This is a genomic window from Chelativorans sp. ZYF759 (genome assembly GCF_012911015.1).
Classification (GTDB): Bacteria; Pseudomonadota; Alphaproteobacteria; order Rhizobiales; family Rhizobiaceae; genus ZYF759.
The window spans coordinates 483,279-500,290 of record NZ_WVVV01000001.1 but is presented as its reverse complement, the minus strand read 5'-3'; the positions used below and the strand labels follow the sequence as shown (position 1 = coordinate 500,290).

16 protein-coding genes are annotated in these 17,012 nt (G+C 66.0%); 4 read left to right on the top strand and 12 right to left on the bottom strand.

Annotated features, from left to right (window positions below):
* The first annotated feature begins 207 nt into the window (after positions 1-207).
* Complete coding sequence (locus GRZ55_RS02135) at positions 208-1,092, top strand: divergent polysaccharide deacetylase family protein (protein WP_368856570.1); 885 nt, start codon at positions 208-210, stop codon at positions 1,090-1,092.
* 2 nt (positions 1,093-1,094) lie between these two features.
* Positions 1,095-1,607: an RNA pyrophosphohydrolase gene (locus GRZ55_RS02130; protein ID WP_169285226.1), complete on the top strand. Its 513-nt coding sequence runs from the start codon at positions 1,095-1,097 to the stop codon at positions 1,605-1,607.
* Here GRZ55_RS02130 and GRZ55_RS02125 read toward each other — a convergent pair whose 3' ends face one another.
* From GRZ55_RS02125 to GRZ55_RS02085, 9 genes are all read right to left on the bottom strand, one after another.
* The gene (locus tag GRZ55_RS02125; RefSeq protein WP_169285225.1) at positions 1,608-2,144 is read right to left on the bottom strand and encodes a superoxide dismutase family protein; all 537 of its coding nucleotides are present in this window, start codon (positions 2,142-2,144) and stop codon (positions 1,608-1,610) included. It lies immediately after the preceding gene.
* A gap of 149 nt (positions 2,145-2,293) precedes the next feature.
* The gene (locus tag GRZ55_RS02120; RefSeq protein WP_169285224.1) at positions 2,294-2,704 is read right to left on the bottom strand and encodes a F0F1 ATP synthase subunit epsilon; all 411 of its coding nucleotides are present in this window, start codon (positions 2,702-2,704) and stop codon (positions 2,294-2,296) included.
* Positions 2,705-2,793: 89 nt separating this feature from the next.
* Positions 2,794-4,317, bottom strand: coding sequence for a F0F1 ATP synthase subunit beta (gene atpD / locus GRZ55_RS02115; RefSeq protein ID WP_169285223.1), 1,524 nt, complete (start codon positions 4,315-4,317; stop codon positions 2,794-2,796).
* Positions 4,318-4,368: 51 nt separating this feature from the next.
* Positions 4,369-5,253, bottom strand: coding sequence for a F0F1 ATP synthase subunit gamma (locus GRZ55_RS02110; RefSeq protein WP_169285222.1), 885 nt, complete (start codon positions 5,251-5,253; stop codon positions 4,369-4,371).
* A 30-nt stretch (positions 5,254-5,283) separates the two neighbouring features.
* The gene (gene atpA / locus GRZ55_RS02105) at positions 5,284-6,810 is read right to left on the bottom strand and encodes a F0F1 ATP synthase subunit alpha (protein ID WP_169285221.1); all 1,527 of its coding nucleotides are present in this window, start codon (positions 6,808-6,810) and stop codon (positions 5,284-5,286) included.
* Positions 6,810-7,370: a F0F1 ATP synthase subunit delta gene (locus tag GRZ55_RS02100; protein ID WP_169285220.1), complete on the bottom strand. Its 561-nt coding sequence runs from the start codon at positions 7,368-7,370 to the stop codon at positions 6,810-6,812. The genes atpA and GRZ55_RS02100 overlap by 1 nt, the downstream gene beginning before the upstream one ends.
* 218 nt (positions 7,371-7,588) lie before the next feature.
* Positions 7,589-7,984: a DUF4345 family protein gene (locus tag GRZ55_RS02095; protein ID WP_169285219.1), complete on the bottom strand. Its 396-nt coding sequence runs from the start codon at positions 7,982-7,984 to the stop codon at positions 7,589-7,591.
* Positions 7,985-8,080: 96 nt separating this feature from the next.
* Entirely contained in the window at positions 8,081-9,229 is a 1,149-nt protein-coding gene (locus tag GRZ55_RS02090; protein WP_169285218.1) for an MFS transporter, read from the bottom strand.
* 153 nt (positions 9,230-9,382) lie between these two features.
* Complete coding sequence (locus GRZ55_RS02085; protein WP_169285217.1) at positions 9,383-11,566, bottom strand: primosomal protein N'; 2,184 nt, start codon at positions 11,564-11,566, stop codon at positions 9,383-9,385.
* A gap of 90 nt (positions 11,567-11,656) precedes the next feature.
* On the opposite strand from GRZ55_RS02085, the gene fsa reads away from it, so the two are divergent.
* Positions 11,657-12,313, top strand: coding sequence for a fructose-6-phosphate aldolase (gene fsa / locus GRZ55_RS02080; protein ID WP_169285216.1), 657 nt, complete (start codon positions 11,657-11,659; stop codon positions 12,311-12,313).
* A 13-nt stretch (positions 12,314-12,326) separates the two neighbouring features.
* Here the strand turns inward: fsa and GRZ55_RS02075 are convergent, their stop codons facing one another.
* Together GRZ55_RS02075 and leuS are read right to left on the bottom strand one after the other, a co-directional pair.
* Positions 12,327-12,893, bottom strand: coding sequence for an LPS assembly lipoprotein LptE (locus tag GRZ55_RS02075; protein WP_169285215.1), 567 nt, complete (start codon positions 12,891-12,893; stop codon positions 12,327-12,329).
* Positions 12,880-15,507 carry a leucine--tRNA ligase gene (leuS, locus tag GRZ55_RS02070; protein ID WP_169285214.1) on the bottom strand — a complete coding sequence of 876 codons (2,628 nt, stop codon included), beginning with the start codon at positions 15,505-15,507 and terminating at the stop codon, positions 12,880-12,882. Before leuS ends, GRZ55_RS02075 begins: the two co-directional genes overlap by 14 nt.
* A gap of 102 nt (positions 15,508-15,609) precedes the next feature.
* Here leuS and GRZ55_RS02065 point away from each other — a divergent pair, with 102 nt between their 5' ends.
* Positions 15,610-16,272: a YggS family pyridoxal phosphate-dependent enzyme gene (locus GRZ55_RS02065; RefSeq protein WP_169285213.1), complete on the top strand. Its 663-nt coding sequence runs from the start codon at positions 15,610-15,612 to the stop codon at positions 16,270-16,272.
* On the opposite strand, the gene ccmA is transcribed toward GRZ55_RS02065, so the two are convergent.
* A complete protein-coding gene (gene ccmA, locus GRZ55_RS02060) occupies positions 16,249-16,890 on the bottom strand; it encodes a heme ABC exporter ATP-binding protein CcmA (protein ID WP_169285212.1) in 642 nt (213 codons plus the stop codon). The two genes, GRZ55_RS02065 and ccmA, sit on opposite strands and share 24 nt — an antisense overlap.
* Positions 16,891-17,012 lie beyond the last annotated feature (122 nt).

Below are 17,012 nucleotides of genomic sequence, written 5' to 3'. Positions count from 1 at the left end.
AGGCGCCCGAAGAGGCTGCGCTCACGCGGCAAGCTTGCGGCCGGGATTCTGGTCCTCGGCATCGGGGCGGCGGCGGCAGCGATCGCATGGCGGGATCAACCGTTCCGCGCGCCCCCACCGGTCGCGACATCATCTCCCCAGACCGCCGAGACGGATAAGGTTCCGGAACCAAGCGCCCCTCGCGCGGGGCCAGTTGACGGACCATCCGTGCTTCGGGTCGAGCCGCCGCGCGTGGAGGGCTCGCCAAGCGTCGTCGTGATTCGCGATCCGAGCGCACTCACCCAGGATTTCCGTACCGCGCACATGCCGGACAGGGCGCTGGTCGAAGACAGCGAGTACGGGCCGCTTCCGATGCGCGCCGCCGATGGCAGGCGTCCCTTCGATGTCTATTCACGGCCCTGGTCGGGCGCACGCGGCGCACGCATCGCCATCGTGATCGGCGGACTCGGCCTGTCGCAGACCGGAACGCAGAGCGCCATCGAGACCCTGCCGGGAGAAGTGACGCTGGCTTTTGCGCCGCACGGCAACAGCCTCGACCGCTGGATGCAGGCCGCTCGGCGCGGGGGGCACGAGATCATTCTGCAGATCCCGCTCGAACCCTTCGATTACCCGCAGGTCGATCCGGGCCGCGATACGCTGACCGTATCGGCCGATCCGGCGGAGAACACCGACCGCCTGCTGCGCACGCTGGCCCGCATCACCAACTATGTCGGGGTGATGAACTATATGGGCGCCCGCTTCACCTCCGACGAAGCGGCGATGTCGCCGTTGATGGCGGAACTCGGACGCAGGGGACTCATGTTCGTCGATGACGGCACGTCCGCGCGCAGTCTCGGCGATCGGCTGGCGCCGGCAAACGGCGCGCCCTTCGCCGCGGCGCACGCCACGCTCGACACCCGACGCGACCGCGCGGCCATATTGGAGCGACTGGACGATCTCGAGCGCACGGCACGCGCCCAGGGTTTTGCGATCGGCACCGGCTCCGCGTTCGACACCACTGTGGAGACGGTGGCGGCCTGGGTGACGGAAGCGCGCCGACGTGGCATCGAGATCGTGCCCATATCCGCCCTCGCCAACGATCCCGGACGATGAACATGCCCAAGACCGACCCCGCTCTCCTTCCCTACCGCCGCTGTGTCGGCATCATGGTGCTGAACGCGGCGGGGCTCGTATGGGCCGGCCGTCGGATAGCCGCAACCGACAGCGAGATGGCCGGGACCGACAAGCTCTGGCAGATGCCGCAGGGCGGGATCGACGAAGGCGAGGACCCGCTGCCCGCCGCGCTGCGCGAACTCCACGAGGAAACCGGGATCACAACGGTTTCGCTTCTGGCGGAAGCACCGGACTGGATCCATTACGACCTGCCCGACCATCTGGTGGGGATCGCCTTCAAGGGCCGCTACCGCGGCCAGAAACAGCGCTGGTTCGCGTTCCGCTTCGAGGGCGACGAAAGCGAAATCGCCATCAACCCGCCGCCCGGCGGGCACGAGGCGGAGTTCGACGCCTGGGCCTGGAAGAAGATGGACAAGCTTCCCGATCTCATCGTGCCCTTCAAGCGCAAGGTCTATGAAGAGGTCGTCGCGGCCTTCAGGCATCTGGCCGGCTGATCAGACAGGCTCCACGACGCCGCAGGCGATGCGGTCACCGGCATTGCCATGGGGATGGGTGGCGTAATCATCCGCCTCGGCATGGAGGATGACGGCCGTGCCCTCACCGCCCAGGAGCCCGTTGTCGGCGTTCTCATCGAGCGACATGCGCTCCGTGAAGAATTCGACCCGCAGGATGCCGTCCTGGCCGACATGGACGTTGGGCAGGTCGCCGGCATGCGGACCGTCGGCACTGTGGATGCCATGCCCCTCCCCGCCGGCCGTGAAATGTCCGCCGGCGCTCTCGAACCCGTCTTCGGGATCGCAGACGCCCCTTTCATGAATGTGGAAGCCGCGCGGACCGGGCGGAAGATCCGTCATCTCCACGAAGATGTGCAGGATGCCCGAGACGCTCTGCCGAAAGGTCACCGTGCCGATCCCGTTGCCGTCGCCATCGACCATGGGGGCGGAGGCTCCCGCATCGGCAGATTCGGCCTGCGACAGGGCGGGTCCGGTCAGGAGCGCAAGGACCGAGGCGGCGAGGACGAGGCGTTTCATGTCGGATCTCCCTGGATTGACGTCATGAAACGCCAACCCCCGATGCGGGAAATTGTTCATCCGGCAGGGCGGTGGGCGGCAGCGCCCAACGAAAAAGGCCGGCGGGAGCCGGCCTTGGATCGATTGATCGAGACTGTGATTCCAGCGGGTCAGGCGCCGGTCGCGATGACGCCTTCCATCGTGGTCAGCTGGGCCAGGTAGGCCTCCGCCTTGGTACGGGCATCGTCATCCTTCGCATCGCCCACATCCTCGCGCGCCGCCTCGATGCGGCGGGCAAGATCCTGGCGATCGATGTCGGCGACCGGAATGGCCGATTCGGCCAGCAAGGTGCAGCCATCGGGCAGGATGTCGACGAAGCCGCCGAACACCACATATTTCTGCTCGCCGCCGGAGAACGGCTTCACGACGACGACGCCCGGCTTGATGGTCGACATGACCGGTGCATGGTTGGCCATGACCGTCATCTCGCCATCCGTGCCCGGAATGACGACCGATTCGACGTCCTCGGAGATGAGCAGCCGCTCAGGCGAGACCAGTTCGAACTTGTAGGGTTCTGCCATGCTTTATCGGCGCGTCTCGGGCGGGAACGGCAGGATTTTCGATTCCGCCGTCCGGGTGCCCGTCTTCGCCACTCCCATCCGCTGTTGGCTCAGGCCGCTTCCGCAGCCAGCTTCTTGCCCTTCTCGACGGCTTCCTCGATGGAGCCGACCATGTAGAAGGCGGCTTCCGGCAGGTGGTCGTACTCACCGGCGACCAGGCCCTTGAAGCCCTTGATCGTGTCGGCGAGGTCGACCAGCTTGCCCGGTGCGCCGGTGAACACTTCGGCCACGAAGAAGGGCTGTGACAGGAAGCGCTCGATCTTGCGCGCGCGGGCGACGACCAGCTTGTCCTCTTCCGACAGCTCGTCCATGCCCAGGATCGCGATGATGTCCTGAAGCGACTTGTAGCGCTGCAGCGTCTGCTGCACCGAACGCGCGACCTCGTAGTGCTCTTCGCCCACGATCTGCGGGTCGAGCATGCGCGAGGTGGAATCCAGCGGATCGACGGCCGGGTAGATGCCCTTCTCGGCGATCGAGCGGTTGAGCGTCGTCGTCGCGTCGAGGTGGGCGAACGACGTGGCCGGTGCCGGGTCGGTCAGATCGTCGGCCGGCACGTAGATGGCCTGAACCGAGGTGATCGAGCCCTTGGTGGTGGTGGTGATGCGCTCCTGGAGGGCGCCCATGTCCGTGGCCAGCGTGGGCTGGTAACCCACGGCCGAGGGAATGCGGCCGAGCAGCGCCGACACTTCCGAGCCCGCCTGGGTGAAGCGGAAAATGTTGTCCACGAAGAACAGCACGTCCTGGCCCTGGTCGCGGAAATACTCCGCCACGGTGAGGCCCGTCAGGCCGACGCGCGCGCGCGCGCCGGGCGGCTCGTTCATCTGGCCGTAGACGAGGGCAGCCTTGGAACCTTCGCCGCCGCCCTTCTTGTTCACGCCGGACTCGATGAACTCGTGATAGAGATCGTTGCCCTCGCGCGTGCGCTCGCCCACGCCGGCAAACACCGAGTAGCCGCCATGCGCCTTGGCGATGTTGTTGATCAGTTCCTGGATGAGCACCGTCTTGCCGACGCCGGCGCCGCCGAACAGGCCGATCTTGCCGCCCTTGGCGTAAGGCGCCAGCAGGTCGATGACCTTGATGCCGGTGACGAGGATCGCCGAATCCGTCGACTGATCGACATATTCGGGCGCCGGCGCATGGATCGGGCGGAACTCGGTCGCGCCGAGCTCGCCCTCTTCGTCGATGGCCTCGCCGATGACATTGATGATGCGGCCGAGCATCTGCGGGCCGACCGGCACCGAGATCGGCGCTCCCGTATCGCTGACCGGCTGGCCGCGGACGAGACCTTCGGTGGAGTCCATCGCGATGGTGCGAACGGTGTTCTCGCCGAGATGCTGCGCGACTTCCAGGACCAGGCGCTGGCCCTGGTTGCTCGTCTCGAGCGCGTTCAGGATCGGCGGCAGCACGTCCTCGAAGGACACGTCCACGACGGCGCCGATGACCTGGCGGATCTTGCCGGTGGCGCCGGCCGAAGCGGTCGTCTTGGCAACGGGGGCAACGGCTGCGGCCGGAGCCTTCTTGGCGGCCGGCTTCTTGGCCGCGGCCGGAGCCTTGGGGGTAGCTGCTTTAGCCATCGTTTCTAGCCTCTTTCCTTGTTCGTCGGACGCACCGCCTGAAGCGGCGTCCTAGAGCGCCTCGGCGCCCGAAATGATCTCGATCAGTTCCTTGGTGATCTGCGCCTGGCGCTGGCGGTTGTAGGTGATCGACAGCTTGCTGATCATGTCGCCCGCATTGCGCGTCGCATTGTCCATGGCGCTCATCTTCGCGCCCATCTCGCCGGCCGCGTTTTCGAGCAGCGCCGTGAAGATCTGCACCGCGATGTTGCGCGGGATCAGATCCCCGAGGATCTCGCCTGCATCCGGCTCGTATTCGTAGACCGCGTTGGCAGCCTTCTCGTCGCCCGTCTCCGCCGCCGCTGGCGCGAGCGCCGGTATGAGCTGCTGGGCGGTCGGGATCTGGCTGATGACCGACTTGAAGCGCGAGTAGAACAGCGTGCAGACGTCGAACTCGCCCTTTTCGAACAGGCCGATCACCTTGCGGGCGACCTCGTCGGCATTGGCGAAACCGATCTGCTTGACCTCGCGGAAGTCGACGCGCTCGATGATCTTGTCGGCGAAGTCGCGACGCAGGATGTCGTAGCCCTTCTTCCCGACGGTGATGATCTTGACCGTCTTGCCGTCCGCGATGAGCCGGCGGGCATGCTCGCGGGCAAGCCGCGAGATCTGCGAGTTGAAGCCGCCGCAAAGGCCGCGCTCGGCGGTGGCCACGACGAGGAGATGCACCTCGTCCTTGCCGGTACCCGTCATCAGCGCAGGCGCGTCGGACGTCTCGACGGCGGCCGTGATGTTGGCGAGCACGCGGGCCATGCGCTCCGAATAGGGCCGCGCGGCCTCGGCCGCCTCCTGAGCGCGCCGCAGCTTCGCCGCGGCGACCATCTGCATCGCCTTGGTGATCTTCTGCGTCGCCTTGACCGAAGCGATGCGGTTGCGAAGGTCCTTTAGTGAAGCCATGCGGCTAACCTATCCCCTTGTCGTCCCGCCTCAGGCGAAGCTCTTGGCGAAGGAATCGATCTCGGCGACGAGCTGTGCCCGCAGGTCGTCCGACAGCGCCTTTTCCTTGCGGATGCCGGCCAGCACCTTCTTCTGCGCACGCAGATGGCTGAGCAGGCCGTCCTCGAACCTGCGCACCTGGTCGAGCGGCAGCTTGTCGAGATAGCCCTGCGTGCCGGCAAAGATCACGGCCACCTGCTCCTCGGTCAGCAGCGGCGAGAACTGCGGCTGCTTCAGAAGCTCCGTCAGGCGCGCGCCGCGGTTGAGCAGACGCTGCGTGGCGGCATCGAGGTCGGAACCGAACTGGGCGAAGGCGGCCATCTCGCGATACTGGGCGAGCTCGCCCTTGATCGAACCGGCAACCTGTTTCATCGCCTTGATCTGGGCCGAAGAGCCCACACGCGAAACCGACAGGCCCACGTTCACAGCCGGACGGATGCCCTGGAAGAACAGGTTCGTCTCCAGGAAGATCTGGCCGTCGGTGATCGAGATCACGTTGGTCGGGATGTAGGCCGACACGTCGTTGGCCTGGGTCTCGATGATCGGCAGCGCGGTCAGCGAACCCGAGCCGTTGTCCTCGTTCAGCTTCGCCGCGCGCTCGAGCAGGCGGGAGTGAAGGTAGAACACGTCGCCGGGATAGGCCTCGCGGCCGGGCGGACGACGCAGGAGCAGCGACATCTGGCGGTAGGCAACGGCCTGCTTGGACAGATCGTCGAAGGCGATCACGGCATGCATGGCGTTGTCGCGGAAATACTCGCCCATCGCGCAGCCGGTAAAGGGCGCGAGGAACTGCATCGGCGCCGGATCGGAGGCGGTTGCCGCGACGACGATCGAATATTCGAGCGCACCGCGCTCTTCCAGCACCTTCACGAACTGGGCGACGGTCGAGCGCTTCTGGCCGACGGCCACATAGACGCAGTAGAGCTTCTGGCTCTCGTCATCGCCCTGATTGAGCGATTTCTGGTTCAGGAAGGTGTCGAGAACGATGGCGGTCTTGCCGGTCTGGCGGTCACCGATGATGAGCTCGCGCTGGCCGCGGCCGATCGGGATGAGCGCGTCGATGGCCTTGAGGCCGGTCGACATCGGCTCGTGCACCGACTTGCGGGGGATGATGCCGGGCGCCTTGACGTCGACGCGGCGGCGCTCGGTCGCCTCGATCGGGCCCTTGCCGTCGATCGGGTTGCCGAGAGCGTCGACCACACGGCCCAGCAGGCCCTTGCCGACGGGCGTGTCGACGATATCGCCGGTACGCTTGACGGTATCGCCTTCCTTGATGTCACGGTCGGAACCGAAGATCACGACGCCGACATTGTCGGCTTCGAGGTTCAGCGCCATGCCCTTGATGCCGCCGGGGAATTCCACCAGCTCACCGGCCTGGACGTTGTCGAGACCGTAGACGCGGGCAATGCCGTCGCCGACGGACAGAACCTGTCCGACTTCCGAGACTTCGGCTTCCCTGCCGAAATTCTTGATCTGGTCCTTGAGGATTGCGGAAATTTCCGCGGCGCGGATGTCCATCAGCCGACCTCTTTCAGTGCGAGCTTGAGCGAATTGAGTTTAGTCTTGAGCGACGTGTCGATCTGGCGCGAACCGATGCGCACGACCAGGCCGCCGAGAATGGAAGGGTCAACCGTGAGGTTGAGAACGACGTCCTTGCCGGCTACGGCCTTCAGCGTCTGCCTGAGTTCGGCCTGCTGAGCGGCATCGAGCGTATGTGCCGTGATCACGTCCGCGGCGACCTCGCCGCGCGCTTCGGCCGCCAGACGGCGGAAACCTGCGATCATGCCCGGCAGGGCAAACAGGCGACGGTTGCGGGCGACGACGCGCAGGAAATTGCCGACCAGCCCCTTGAAGCCCGCCCTGTCGGCAATCGCCGAGATGGCGCGGAGCTGATCGTCGGCCGAAAAGACGGGACTCACGACCAGACGGCGCAGATCCGCGCTGTCCGCGAGCATCGCTTCCACACGAGCCAATTCCTTCTCAACCTCGTCGAGATTGCCGGCCTCGGAGGCCAGATCGAAGAGTGAACCGGCATAACGCGAAGCCATGCCTGAAATGAGCGAGCCAGTCTGTGCCACGGACCGTCTTTGTTTCTAGAGTTTCACCAGACGGGATGCCGGGCTGGCGAATTCGGTGAGTACCGCCTAAACCCTTGACCCAATTGAAGTCTTTCCCCCGGCAAGCAGAACAAGCGTTGCCCCTCGGTCGAAAGCCGCTTGCCGTCTAGCACAGGCTTCCCGGACTCGCAACACGGGCGGGGCCGGGCATTTCCGTCTGATTTGTCGCAGGTGGAGCTTCAGGCGACGAAGCCGAGCGCGAATGCGAGCGGCAAGGCGGCCAGCACCAGCTCGAGAAGCAGCGATACCCAGTTGAATGGCGTGCTGCCGCGGTCCGAGAGGATGGACACGAGCCGGCCGAAGGCGGTGAAGGCCCAGGACAGGCCGAGAGCCAGATAAAGCAGTGGCTGGGCGAGCAGGAGGCACGACATGCCGAGCCCGAGATAGAAGCCGGCCATCGTCGCGCGGGCCTCGCCGACCGCTTCCGGATGGGCCTCGGCGGGGCGCAGGCGCAGGATGCGCAGGCTGATGCCCGGCGCGAAGAACATCAGAAGTCCGAACAGCAGGGTAACGAGCGCCGCCCACCATGCCATCCATTCGCCCTGGCTGAAGGGCCAGGGAAAGGCGAGTTCCATTTGCGTTCTCCAACCGAATCGGTAGCGCAGGATAGACCGGGACGCAGGTGGCGGGAATGGGGTCGACGGTCTGGCCCGCGCTGCATGTGGCACCAACTAAAACGGTGCAGGTCCCCCTTCATCGCCGCGTTTGTCTTCATGCACCATCAAGGCGGCGGCAATCGTCGCCAGCGCACAGAGCAGGGCGGTGAAGAAGAAGACATAGCTGCTGCTGAAAGGGTAAAGATACGCGCCCACCAGAATGGCCAGCGCTGCGAACAGTCCCGCTGAGGCATAATAGACGCCCGTCGCGCTTGACAGAAATTCAGGCGCCATGTTCTGCCGCATATAGGAAGCGACCCCGGTCTGGGCGAGACCGAGAGTGGCTCCTTGCAGGAACTGCACAACAAGTGTCGGCGCAAGGTCGGCCGACAATCCGAAAACACCCCAGCGCAGCATGCCAGCGACGCAGGCAATGAGGATGATCTTTCCTGGCGAAAGGCGCGCCGTGATGCGTTTGCCGAAGACAAAGGCGACGATCTCCACACCGACGCCTATGCTCCAGAAAATGCCGATGGCCGAGGTCGAATGCCCTGCCTCCAGCCAGCGGAAAGTGCTGAATGCGTAGAAGACCCCATGGCATGCCTGCGAAATCGCAGCACTTCCAAGCAGCAAGAGGAAGCCGCGATTGCGCAGCGCACGCAGGATTGCCCTGGTCGTGATCGCAGGCTGGGCAAGTCGCGCACGCGCCGGCAGGCCGTTCGATGTAACGATCTGCGCCAGCAGGATCACCAGGAGCAGATAGAGGATCACCCTCGTGTCGAACCAGTCGACGAGGAACCCGCAAAGGAGCGTCGTGGCGACAACGGATGCCGAGCCCCAGGCGCGCACCTGCCCGAAATCCAGCCTGTAGGCCGTGAGGTTCGCAATCAGGATCGATTCGGCCAGCGGCACGAGCGGCGAAGTGAGCGTCCGATAGATGAGGAAAACCAAGGCGACCAGGAACACGCCGCTCGCGGTCGTCAATGCAAGCATCGCGAATGCCGCGCAGATGACAAGCGTGACGAGGATCGCCTTGTTCAGGCGTGTACGGTCGGCGAAAGTGCCGACCAGTGGATTGACGACGACGGCAATGATCGCCGCCGCTGCCATGCAGGTTCCGATGGTCGTCTCGCTCAGCCCCTGGGCCTTCAGCCAGAGGGGCATGAAGGTGATCCCGACAGCGATCTGCGCATAGAGCGCAACATAGAACGCGTAGAATGCCATGCCCGCTCTTCCCGCCAGCCGCCTGCTGCCGCGGGAGTTCAACCATTTGAAGCAGGATTGGAAGGGGCTCAGGCTCGAAGCGGTTGTTCCAGAAGACAATGGCGAACGACCGCCATGCAGTCGCAAGCCGCCATTGCACGTCAACGCCTCGCCCTACAGAAAACTCTGCGGGTCGATATCGATCTGCACCCGGATCGAGCCGCGCGGCCTGGGCCCGGCCTCGATCATGGCGCGGATATAGCCCTGCATGTCGGCGCGCCGCTCGCCGTGGACGAGCAGGCGGAAGCGGTGGCGGCCGGCGATCAGGGCAAGTGGCGCTTCGGCCGGGCCGAGCACCTCGATCTCGGCGCTCGCCGGCGCGGAACGCCGCAGCGCCCGGGCGTGGCTTTCAGCCTCCGCGCGCGAGCCGGCGCTGACCACGATCGCCGCCAACCGGCCGAAGGGCGGCAGGTGCGCGCGCTCGCGCTCGGCGATCTCGCGGTCGTAGAAGGCTTCCGAATCTCCCGAGACGAGCGCCTTCATGACCGGATGGTCTGGCTGGTAGGTCTGGATCAGGCCGGTGCTCTTGCGTCCGAAGCGACCCGCACGGCCGGTAACCTGGGAGAGAAGCTGGTATGTGCGCTCGGCGGCGCGGGGGTCGCCATTGGCCAGCCCCAGATCCGCGTCGATGACGCCCACGAGGCTCATCTTGGGAAAATTGTGCCCCTTGGCCACGAGCTGGGTACCGATGACGATGTCGGCCTCGCCCCTGGCGATGGCTTCCAGTTCGAGGCGCAGGCGCTTGACGCCGCCCAGCATGTCGGAGGAGAGCACGATGGTTCGGGCATCCGGGAAGTGGCCATCGATCTCTTCGGCGATGCGCTCGATGCCGGGGCCGCAGGCCACCAGGTGGTCGAGTGCGCCGCAGGAGGGGCAGGCCTCGGGCTTGGGCTCGTGATGACCGCAATGGTGGCACACGAGCTGGCCGCGAAACCGGTGCTCGACCAGCCATGCCGAACAGGACGGGCACTGGAAGCGATGGCCGCAGACGCGGCAGAGCGTCAGCGGCGCGTAGCCGCGGCGGTTGAGAAAGAACAGCGCCTGTTCGCCGCGCTCAAGCGTGCGCGCCGTGGCTTCGAGCAGCACGGGCGAGACGAAGCTGCCCCTTGCCGGGGGCGCCTTGCGCATGTCGACGGCGCGAATCTCCGGCATCACGGCATCGGCGAAGCGGGCGGGCAGCACGAGGCGTTCGTAGCGGCCCTGCTCGGCATTCACGCGGCTTTCGACCGAGGGCGTGGCGGACGCCAGCACCACCGGGAAGGAACCGATATGGCCGCGCACCACCGCCATGTCGCGGGCATTGTAGAAGACGCGGTCCTCCTGCTTGTAGGCGGGGTCGTGCTCCTCGTCGACGACGATCAGGCCGAGGTCGCGAAACGGCAGGAACAGCGCCGAGCGGGCACCCGCCACGACACGCACCTGGCCTTCGGCGACCTGCCGCCAGACGCGCTCCCGGGTCCTGGGCGCAAGGTCGGAATGCCAGGCGGCCGGCGGCGCGCCGAACCGGTCATGGAAGCGATCGAGAAAGGCCGAGGTCAGCGCGATCTCGGGCACCAGCACCAGCACCTGCCGGCCCTTTTCCAAGGCTGTGGCGATGGCCTCGAAATAGACCTCCGTCTTGCCCGAGCCGGTGACGCCGTCGATCAGCGACACCGAGAAGGCATCGGCGGCCGCGCGCTGGCGCAAGACATCGGCGGCTCCCGCCTGGTCGGGCGAGAGTTCGGGTGCCGCATAGGAAGGATCGGGCGCGGCGACGACGGGCGGCGGGGGGATGTCGACGGGCTCGAACATGCCTTGCGCCTTCAGGCCGTCGATGACCGTCAGCGAGGTGCCGGCCGCATGCGCGAGCCCCGATCGCGTCCAGGCGAGCCCGTTACCGGCCAGTTCCATGACGCGCCGGCGCGCATCGGTCATCCGGTCCGGTTCGCCGGGCAGGAGGCGCAGGCCGGCCAGCGGCGGCTCCGGGTCGAAGGCGGCGGGAACGCGCAACACCATGCGCGCCACCATGCCGGGCGGCGACAGCGTGTAGGCCGCCACCCAGTCGACGAAACGGCGCATGTCCGCGTCGACCGGCGGGCAGTCGAACAGCTGGGAGATGGGTCGCAGCTTCTTCGGGTTGACGCCTTCGCCCGGCCCGTCCCAGACGATGCCCGCGACCTCGCGCGGCCCCAGCGGCACGCGCACGATCGAGCCCGGCCGAACCGCCATGCCCGCGGGCACGGCGTAGGAATAGGGGCGCTCGGCCGGCATCGGCACAAGCACGGGCACGGTATCGGGCATGTCCGAATCTGTCGTCATCGGGCGTGACCTTGCCCCGTACTTGGGCTAGAGCAAAGCCCGACGCACGGGCCGGGCGCCGGCTCCTTTGCAATCTTTCGGGAGATATCCATGAAATTCTTCGTCGACACCGCCGATGTGGCGGAGATTCGCGAGCTGAACGATCTCGGCCTTCTGGACGGGGTGACCACCAACCCCTCGCTGATCCTCAAATCCGGCGGCAACATCGCCGACGTCACCAGGGAAATCTGCGACATCGTCGACGGGCCGGTCTCGGCCGAGGTCGTCGCCACCGATTTCGAGGGCATGATGCGCGAGGCCACCAGCCTCGCCAAGATCGCCGAGAATGTCTGCATCAAGGTTCCGCTTACCTTTGACGGGCTGAAGGCCTGCAGCGCGATTCGCGGCGACCTCGACCGCCAGACCAATGTGACGCTCTGCTTCTCAGCCAACCAGGCGCTGCTTGCCGCCAAGGCCGGCGCCAGCTTCATCTCGCCCTTCATCGGCCGTCTCGACGACATGGGCTTCGACGGTATGGAAGTGATCGCCGAGATCCGCCAGATCTACGACAATTACGATTTCGACACCGAGATCCTGGCTGCCTCGATCCGCAGCGCCGACCACGTCAAGCGCTGCGCGCTGATCGGCGCCGACGTGGCGACCGTGCCGCCGGCGACGCTCAAGGCGCTGGTCAAGCACCCGCTGACCGACAAGGGGCTGGAAGCATTTCTGGCCGACTGGGCCAAGACCGGCCAGAAGATCGTCTGAACCGGCTGAACCCTCAGGAGCCGGGCGCGCGGCGGGCGAGATCGGACGCGATGGCCATGCGGACCATTTCGGCCGCCTCGCGCGCACCGCGGTCTTCCGCCTCGCGGCGGGCCCGCAGAGCGGCAAATTCCTGCCGCGACAGGTCGTAGGCCGCCATGGCGCTGCGCGTGCCGGCAGCCAGGGGGCGGCCCGTCCGGGCATCGACCAGACGATAGGCGACCGTTACCGTGACCGTCCGCGAGGTCGGCTCGTCATCGAGACGCCGGGTGATGCGCGCCGCCGCCCGATCCGATGCGGACGCCGTCAGATCGACCCTGTAGCGGGGGCTGTCGGTTCGCCCCTGCCCCCCCGTCAGGAGGAAGATCAGGTGATTGCGCGCTTCGAGCGCGATGCGGTCATTGACGGGCGCGACCTCGACGGCGGCGAGCTCGGCCGCCACGCCCGTCGCCGGCGCCCCGGAGGCGGAACCGCCATTCGTTCCATAGAGGGGCTGCACCGTGCAGCCGGAGGCGAGGATCGCGAGCGCCGCCAGTCCGGCCAAGACGCTGCGGGTGCGAAATGCTCGATCAGGCAACGACATTGACGATCCTCTGCGGCACCACGATCACCTTGCGGGGCGGCTTTCCATCCAGCGCCTTCTGGACGAAATCGAGCGCCAGCGCCGCTTGTTCGACGGCAGATTGATCCGCCTCGCGGGCGATTGTCAAATCGCCCCGTTTCTTGCCGTTGATCTGCACGGGCAGCACGATCTGGTCGTCGACGACGAGTGCGGGATCGAATTCGGGCCAGGCGTGATTCGCCACCATGCCCTCGCCGCCGATCGCCTGCCAGCATTCCTCGGCCAGATGCGGCATCATGGGCGAGATCATCGCCACCAGCATCTCGACGGCCTCGCGCAGCGCGCCGGTCAGCGCGGCATCGGACCCGTCGGCCCTGGCGAGATGCGGCGAGAGCATGTTGACGAGCTCGTAGATGCGCGCCACCGCCTTGTTGAAGCCCAGCCGCTCGATGTCCTCGCCGACCGCCTTGACCGTCTTGTGGGCCGCGCGCGAGACCTCGCCCGCCGCGCCATCGGCGCCCGTGACAGGCGCGGCGTCCGCCAGTTTCGGCCCGGCTTCGGACACAAGGCGCCACAGGCGCTGCACGAAACGGTGCGCGCCCTCGACACCAGCCTCCGTCCAGATGACGTCGCGCTCGGGCGGTGAGTCCGACAGCATGAACCAGCGGGCGGTATCCGCGCCGTAGCTCTCGATGATGTCGTCGGGGTCGACCACGTTCTTTTTCGACTTCGACATCTTCTCGATGGCGCCGATGCGGACTTCCTCGCCGCTCGCCATGAGGACGGCCCTGCGCCCCTCCGGTCCTTCCTCGACCTTGACCTCCGCCGGCGTGTGCCAGCCGGCTGCGCCCTTGTAGGTCTCGTGCACGACCATGCCTTGCGTGAACAGGCCCTCGAAGGGCTCCTCAACCGCGTTGAGATGACCGGTCGCCTTCATGGCGCGGGCGAAGAAGCGCGAATAGAGGAGATGAAGGATCGCGTGCTCGATGCCGCCAATATACTGGTTGACCGGCAGCCACCCCTTCGGCCCGTCGACAACGTCCAGCGTGGTCGGCCGCTCTTCGTTCCACGGATCGGTGAAACGGGCGAAGTACCACGACGAATCGACGAACGTGTCCATCGTATCTGTGTCGCGGCGCGCGGCATTGCCGCATTTGGGGCACGGCACCTGCTTCCAGGACGGGTGGTGGTCGAGCGGGTTGCCGGGCTTGTCGAAGGAGACTTCGGCCGGCAGTTCGACCGGCAACTGGTCCTCGGGCACCGGTACGGCGCCGCAGCTGTCGCAATGGATGACCGGGATCGGGCAGCCCCAGTAGCGCTGGCGCGAGATCAGCCAGTCGCGCAGCCGGAACTGGACCTTTCGCGCGGCCTGCGGCCGGCCACTGAGCGTCACGCTCTCGAGCCGGCTGGCCACTTCCTCGAAGGCCTGCTTCGGCTTCATGCCGTCGAGGAAGCGCGAATTGATCATCACGCCGTCGTCGACATAAGCCTCCTCGGTGATCTGGAAGCTCGCCGCGTCTTGATCCTCCGGCATCACCACCGGGACGACCGGCAGGCCGTATTTATTGGCGAAGTCGAGATCGCGCTGATCGCCGGACGGGCAGCCGAAAATGGCGCCGGTGCCGTATTCCATCAACACGAAATTGGCCACATAGACCGGCAACGTCCAGCTCTCGTCGAAGGGATGAACGACGCGGATGCCGGTATCGAAACCCTTCTTCTCGGCCGTTTCCAGCGTTGCGGCCGACGTGCCGGAGCGCCGGATTTCGGCCGCGAAGGCCGCGAGCGCGGGATTGTTCTCGGCAGCTTTCCTGGCCAGCGGGTGATCGGCCGCGATCGCCATGAAGGAGGCGCCGAACAGCGTGTCGGGCCTTGTCGTGTAGACTTCGAGTTCGCTTTCGCCCTCGGGCGCGGTGTCGGCGACCAGCTTCCAGCGGATCGACAGGCCTTCCGACCGCCCGATCCAGTTGGCCTGCATCAGCTTGACCTTGTCCGGCCAGCGCTCCAGCGTGTCGAGCCCGTCGAGCAGATCCTGCGACATGGAGGTGATCTTGAAGAACCATTGGGTCAGGTCGCGCTGCTCGACCTCAGCGCCCGAGCGCCAGCCCTTGCCGTCGATCACCTGCTCGTTGGCGAGCACCGTCATGTCGACAGGGTCCCAATTGACCTTCGCGTTGCGCCGCTCGACCAGGCCGCCCTTCCAGAAATCCAGGAACAGCCTCTGCTGGTGGCGGTAGTAGGACGGGTCGCAGGTCGCGAATTCGCGCGCCCAGTCGAGCGACAGCCCCATCGTCTTGAGCTGGCCCTTCATGGTGGCGATGTTGGAATAGGTCCAGTCGCGCGGATTGACTTTGTTGTCGCGCGCCGCGTTTTCGGCCGGCAGGCCGAAGGCGTCCCATCCCATCGGATGCAGAACGTTGAAGCCCTTGGCCCGCTTGTAGCGCGCCACCACGTCGCCCATCGTGTAGTTGCGCACATGGCCCATATGGATGCGCCCCGACGGATAGGGAAACATCTCCAGCACGTAATATTTGGGCCGCGGGTCGGAATTGTCGGTCGCAAACAGCGCCGCCTCGTCCCAGGCCTTCTGCCATTTCGGTTCGGATGCGCGCGGATTGTAGCGTTCGGTTGCCATGCCGTCGGTTTCCCTTAAACAGGGGCGGAAAGGGTCCGGGCGGACCTTCACCACGCTTTGCCGGGGGCGTCAACACTCCCGGCCGGCAAGAAGGAGTTCTCGATGCAGGATGCGGTGACACGCCTTCACGAGGTTCGCAGCAGGATCGCCAAGGCGGAAAGCCAGGCAGGGCGCGAGGCGGGAGCGGTCGCGCTGGTCGCCGTTTCCAAGACCTTCGAGGCCGATGCCATACGCCCCGTGATCGAGGCCGGACAGCGCGTCTTCGGCGAAAACAGGGTCCAGGAAGCGCAGGGCAAATGGCCGGCGTTGAAGGAGGAATTCCGTGAGATCGAGCTGCATCTCATCGGCCCGCTGCAATCCAACAAGGCCAAGGAGGCGGTCGCGCTCTTCGACGTCATCGAGACGGTCGACCGCGAGAAGATCGCCAAAGAACTTGCCAAGGAGATGAAGAAACAGGGCCGGACGCCGCGTCTCTATGTCCAGGTAAATACCGGGCTGGAAGAGCAGAAGGCCGGCATCGATCCCAGGGAGACGGTCGGCTTCGTCGAGCGCTGCCGCACCGAACACGGACTCCGGATCGAAGGCCTGATGTGCATCCCGCCGTTCGACGAAAATCCCGGGCCGCATTTCGCGCTTCTCGAAAAGCTCGCCCGGGAAGCAGGCGTCGCAAAGCTCTCGATGGGAATGTCGGGCGACTACGAGACCGCCATCGCCTTCGGGGCGACGTCGGTACGGGTCGGCTCAGCCATATTCGGCGAAAGGTGATGCCGATTCCGGCCGCGCGGCGGACATCTCCAGCCGGCGCGGGTCGGTCAGGTCGAGCGGCAGGTGAGTGGCGGCCACGATGATGCCGCCATCTTCCAGATGCTGCTGCATGAGGTCCTCGAAGCCCTTTTCCGACGCCTTGTCGAGGCCGGCCGTCGGCTCGTCAACCAGCCAGACGGGCCGATAGCTGGTGAGCATGCGCGCGATGGCCACCCGGCGCTTCTGGCCGGTGGACAGATAGCCGAAGGGCAGGTGCCCGATGTCGGGCAAGCCCACCATGTCCAGCGCCTCGTCGATTTCCAGATGCGGATATCCCATGAAGTCGCGCCAGAAACCGAGATTCTCGGTGACCGTGAGCGCCGTCTTCATCGCATTGGTGTGGCCCAGATAATGGCAGGCGGAGGCGACGGTGGGCCATTCCTCGCCGCCGCCTTCGAGTATGGCGGAGCCGCCGGCCGGCGGCAGGAGACCGGCGACGATGCGCAGCATGGTGGATTTGCCGGAGCCGTTCGGGCCCGTGACCACCAGCGCCTCGCCTGAAGCGAGCGCAAAGGAGATGTCGGCGAAGACGATTTCGCCGCCTCGTTCACCCGCCAGCTTCTCGGCAACAAGCCGCATTCCTGCCTCGCAATCCGCCATACCCGCGAATGCGGGCAAATTCGCCTTCCGTCGGGCTTTTATCCTCTTACGAAATTCACTATAGAACCCGCAACCACGCCAGCGGTCGGCGTGTCAGCCTT